General features: G+C 35.7%; 5 protein-coding genes and 1 tRNA gene. All 6 read right to left on the bottom strand.

The window, feature by feature from the left end; all coding sequences use genetic code 11:
• Positions 1 to 989: tol-pal system YbgF family protein (locus ACY65O_RS04770; protein WP_462219704.1), on the bottom strand; the 989-nt coding region annotated here is incomplete at its 3' end.
• Positions 990 to 1103: 114 nt separating this feature from the next.
• The gene (locus tag ACY65O_RS04765) at positions 1104 to 1676 is read right to left on the bottom strand and encodes an RNA polymerase sigma factor (protein WP_462219703.1); all 573 of its coding nucleotides are present in this window, start codon (positions 1674 to 1676) and stop codon (positions 1104 to 1106) included.
• A 211-nt stretch (positions 1677 to 1887) separates the two neighbouring features.
• A complete protein-coding gene (locus ACY65O_RS04760) occupies positions 1888 to 2712 on the bottom strand; it encodes an SAM hydrolase/SAM-dependent halogenase family protein (protein WP_462219702.1) in 825 nt (274 codons plus the stop codon).
• Positions 2713 to 2794: 82 nt separating this feature from the next.
• Positions 2795 to 3604, bottom strand: coding sequence for an SDR family oxidoreductase (locus ACY65O_RS04755; protein ID WP_462219701.1), 810 nt, complete (start codon positions 3602 to 3604; stop codon positions 2795 to 2797).
• A gap of 87 nt (positions 3605 to 3691) precedes the next feature.
• Positions 3692 to 3761: transfer RNA gene (locus ACY65O_RS04750), tRNA-Lys, on the bottom strand.
• A partial coding sequence (locus ACY65O_RS04745; RefSeq protein WP_462219700.1) for a GIY-YIG nuclease family protein occupies positions 3756 to 3992 on the bottom strand: 237 nt, incomplete at its 5' end. The genes ACY65O_RS04750 and ACY65O_RS04745, both read right to left, overlap by 6 nt.

Raw genomic sequence — 3992 nt, 5'->3', positions numbered from 1 at the left:
CCATTAACATCAGCATAAGTACCAAAGTTTTCGCTTTTAATACTGATGTTGGCAAAGGGCAGTGGAGTATTATCAACACCAACTACCTGTGCAATAAAACTTTTGTTAAGTTGCTGATCTCTTACCGCTTCGCCTAAACCTATTTTATCATTGGGTATTTTATAATTTTCAGCTTCAGTTGCTGCCTTAGATTTCAAGACTTCTGAATTATTAAATACACCATTCGCTGCAACGTTAGCATTGGGTTTATTCGCTTCACTTTTTAAACCAAAATTATTTTCTGAAGCAACAGTCGGGGTAGTATTACTAAATCCAACATTTGAACTTTTCTTAGCTGCATCATCTGATTTTTTATAATTGTAGTAAGTTTTTGCTCCAGGTGCAGGCTTAATATCTGGTCTATAAACAAAATTGCTAAAACTGCTGTCTGCTTTTTTATTTTCTGTTACTGTAGCAATATATTTATCATTCTCATCGCTGTTACTAATTTTATCTTCTGTATTTAGTTTATTGGGTGGTGTATTGGCAGAAGTTACAGTTCCTGGTATGGATGATTTTTGAGTAGCCGTTTCAGAAATTGTTTCTTGTTTTGATATATTATCAACAACCGGATCAGATGCTGATTCTTTTTTTACTGTTTGTGCAATTTGCTGACTATCTTTTTTATTAATCAGTAAATATGCGATAGTGGCAGTACCACCAATTAATAAAACTGCGGCTGCAATTTTTAACCAATTGTTATGGCGTTTGGGTAATGCAATAACTTTTGCTGTATTGCCATTAGTTTCAAATCCATTTTTTAAAGCAGCTAAATCATTTTTCCATTCACCATTCTTCATCTCACCATAGCCTTCCATTGCTTCAGCTAAAAACGAATCGTCCAACGCTGCTTTTTCCATTGCATGCATTTGCAAAGGCGAAAGCTTGCCGGCAAAATATTGTTCAATATCCTGTGCGTTGTAAATAATATCGTTTTCTTTATTGTTCATAATTGTCAATGGTCAATTGGGAATGGTCAATGATGAATAGTGAATTTTAGTACCTCTCAACCACAAACAAATAAGATAACTAAAATCATAAACCTAATTCCAAATTACCAATTCCTAATCCCTATTTTGATCCATACACAACTTCAAATTCCGCCTGCCGTTTTGAATATAACTTCTTACTTTATTCCAATCATAACCCGTAATGGCAGCAATTTCATTGTAGCATTTATTGTCTAAATAAAACAACCTCACACTTTGCTTTTGTTCCTCCTGTAAAGTGTCCAAACATTGTTCCAATTTAACAAAGTTCTCCTCTTTTTCCAACACTTCGCCATTCAGATGTGTATTTTCTGCCGATTGCATAAAATCTGCATTAAATTCTGTGGTTTTCATGTTTCTCGGGCTCCTCAACTGCATAAGGCAGTAATTACGGGCCAAAACATGCAACCAGCCTTTAAAATTATCTACTTCATAATTTTTTAACTTTGTATTTAAATCCAGGTAAATCTCCATTACTGCATCCTTGCTTTTTTCCGCATCTTTAAAATATTTCAGGCACACACCAAACACCAGGTCCATATAGCGCTGGTACAATTTGCTTAAACAGTCATTGTCGCCGCTTTCTTTAAAAGCAGCCACCAACTCTTTGTCGGTTTCTGTGGTTGATATGTTTTTTAAAAAAGGCAAGCTGGTAATTCCTGAAAAATATTTGTGTGATTATTTTTTTGTACCTAACTATATTTCTTTATTCATCTTCAGTGGTCTAGCCTTAGGCTAGACACTCTTCAACAGTATAATTTTATTGAGCCATTTCAATTCATTGCCACTTTTCAATTGTATAAAAAACATTTAAATTATTTTACTCCAAGGTTCCCCCTTCAGGGGGCGGAGGGGGCTCCTACTCAAAATAAACCTTCACCGTTTGATAAAAAATTCTGTTACTCATATACTGATGCTGCTGTTGTTTTTCGGAGTAACCCTGCAAGCCAAATAAGCCTGCGGCGTTGCCTTTGTTAATAGCAATTTCTAAATAACCCGCCGAATTAAATAAGGCCAACTTTTCTCCTTCATTAACATCAGCATAAGTTTCGCTAACCCTGTCAATTACTTCATCTCTTTTAAAAACAATTTTAAAACTTCTTCCTTTGCGCTGCTCTTCAAAATCTTCTTTAGTAATATTTACAATTACATTTTCAAAATTGTCAATAAAAATAATTTGCCCTTCAATCCAGTTATTGCCCAGCATGGGTTTTAAAGGATTTTTTACCTGTATGGAAACTGTATTGTCACCAATGTCTTCAATGGTCTTTCCATCTAGCAACTGGTTAAATGCTTTTGCAAAAATGCTGGTGCAGTAAAGCGTATTTTTTTGTTGAGTTTTATCAAGCGCAAGCGCTACAACTTTTTGCGGCACTTCTTCTAAAATCATGGTGAGTAAACCATTATCGGCGCAGCCAATAAAGTGGCCATTGTGTTCGGCAAGTAACATGTGTTCGGGCTTCTCATCAAATAAATTTACCATTACCAAGTGAAATGTACCTGTAGAAAAATTTTTTATTGCATTGCGGCAAACATAAGCCGCCTGAGGATAATTAAAAGGAGAGAGTTGATGGGTTACATCAATAATATTAAAACTTCCGTTTGCCTGCAGCAATTGCCCTTTTACAGCGCCAACTAAAAAATCTTGGTGGCCAATATCAGATGTAAGGGTTAGTAAAGGCATTTGTAATAGTTAATCGGTTAATTTGTTTATTAAATAATTTACTAACTGGTAATAAGAATTAACCAGTTAACCAATAAACCAGTTACCGTACCAGTTCTCCATTTTTTAAAAAAAATTTTTTAGTTAATTTATCTGTCCAGGATGGGAAAAATTTATTCATAAAAACAGTTCGCTTTCCTGTAAACGTAAGCACTAAAGTTCTTTTACGTTTTTCAATAGCTTTTAAAATATGTGCAGCACATTGTTCCGAACTCATCATTGCGCCTTCATCCATGGGGCTTTCGCCATGCATTTGTCCTTTATTATTTAATGCAGCATTGCGAATATTAGATGAAGTAAAACCTGGGCAAACCCACATTACATTAACGCCATCATCCAGCAATTCTGTTCTTACCGCTTCCAGCCAGCCATTAACAGCAAACTTACTTGCCGAGTAGCCGCTTCTGCCCGGCAAACCACGGTAACCGGCAATGGAAGAAACACCTACAATTGTTCCTTTTCTTTCAACAATAGAATGTAATGCCAGTTTAGTGCAATACACCATGCCGTAATAATTTATATCCATCACTTTCTTAAACACATCAATCTCTGCATCTTTTAATAAAGCCCTCATGGAAATGCCGGCATTATTTATTAAAATATCAATACCGCCAAAAGTGCTGATGGTAGAGTTGATAAAATTTTTACAGTCATTTAAATTACTTACATCGGCTACAAGTGTGTGTAAGGGCCTGCCAGAATGTTTAACCTGTAAATCGTACAACTTATCCTGGTTGCGGCCACAGGTGGCAACTTTTGCCCCCAGTTTAATTAATGAATCTACTAAGGCTTTTCCAATACCATCGCTGCCTCCGGTAATTGCCACCACTTTATTTTCAAAATATGTACTCATATAAATAATTATTGGCAAAAATAAGTGAGTTAGATGGCTGTAAGCAAACAAATTTTAAATAAAAAACCCCCGAGAAACGGGGGTTTGTGAACTGGCTGGGACTCGAACCCAGGGCCCTCCCGATAAAAATCGGGATGCTCTACCAACAGAGCTATCCAATCAATGCCATAATATATTTTCGTGATTTTTGTTTTTTAATGTATGCTTCCCGCTGTTTTGCCAGTGATAAATTTTCAAATTGTTCTTTATAAACCAGTAGCCAGGGCATACCCGTTGCAGTAAATTTTGAATGACCAATATTATGTTCGTAAAGCCTACGTTCTATATCTGTACAGGCGCCCACATAATATTTATTCAATTTTTGCGAATATAAAATATAACAAAAAGG

Origin of the sequence: Ferruginibacter sp., assembly GCF_031430955.1 — a bacterium.
Classification (GTDB): Bacteria; Bacteroidota; Bacteroidia; order Chitinophagales; family Chitinophagaceae; genus Ferruginibacter.
The sequence above is the reverse complement of the archived record's forward strand: the minus strand, read 5'-3'. Positions and strand labels throughout refer to the sequence as shown.

Bases quoted from the DNA above. Each gene is read 5' to 3' on its own strand.
- ACY65O_RS04760 (WP_462219702.1), bottom strand. From the start codon at position 2,712: ATGCCTTTACTAACCCTTACATCTGATATTGGCCACCAAGATTTTTTA.
- ACY65O_RS04755 (WP_462219701.1), bottom strand. From the start codon at position 3,604: ATGAGTACATATTTTGAAAATAAAGTGGTGGCAATTACCGGAGGCAGC.